This is a genomic window from Microvirga sp. P4_G7, from assembly GCF_056401005.1.
Window position 1 is genome coordinate 1 of sequence record NZ_JBFUKD010001130.1, and the last position, 625, is coordinate 625.

Sequence of the window (625 nt, forward strand, 5' to 3'; positions counted from 1 at the left end):
CATGATGGTCCGATATCCTGAAATTTGCGAGCGAGGCGCCGGCACGTTAGCAGGCGCATCGTGGCGGCAAAAGGGCCGTTGCCGCAGGTCGTATCGGGGCTGGATCGCGCTCGATTGGTTGACTTAACCGGCGTGAAGGCCTACCCGCCGGGGCTCAAACACGCGATGTGAGAGCCCATGACAACCCCCAAAAGCCCCGTTCTCGTCGAAGGCATCAAGCCTTTCTCCGGGCGCTACGACCTCATCCTCTGCGACGTCTGGGGCGTGCTTCACAACGGCGTCGAGGCCTATGCGGCGGCAAGTGAGGCTCTGACGCTCTTTCGCGACAACGGCGGCCGTGTGGTGCTGGTCTCGAACGCGCCCCGACCCGGGGCGTCGGTGGGTACGCAGCTCGACGGTTTCGGGGTTCCACGGACGGCCTACGACGCCATCGTGACTTCCGGCGACCTGACGCGCCTCGCCATCGAGGAACGGGCAGGGCAGGTCGTGCATCATATCGGCCCCCAGCGCGACATGCCGATGTATGACGGTCTCGACGTCAAATTCGGCGCGATTGCGGAAGCGGACTATGTGGTGTGCTCCGGTTTCGAGAACGACGAGCAAGAGACTGCCGAAACCTATCGCC

Annotated in this window: 1 protein-coding gene; it reads left to right on the forward strand. The window is 63.7% G+C overall.

The features are described 5' to 3' along the window. Positions 1–177: 177 nt before the first annotated feature. A partial coding sequence (locus AC1DT3_RS23460) for an HAD family hydrolase (RefSeq protein ID WP_477467549.1) occupies positions 178–625 on the forward strand: 448 nt, incomplete at its 3' end.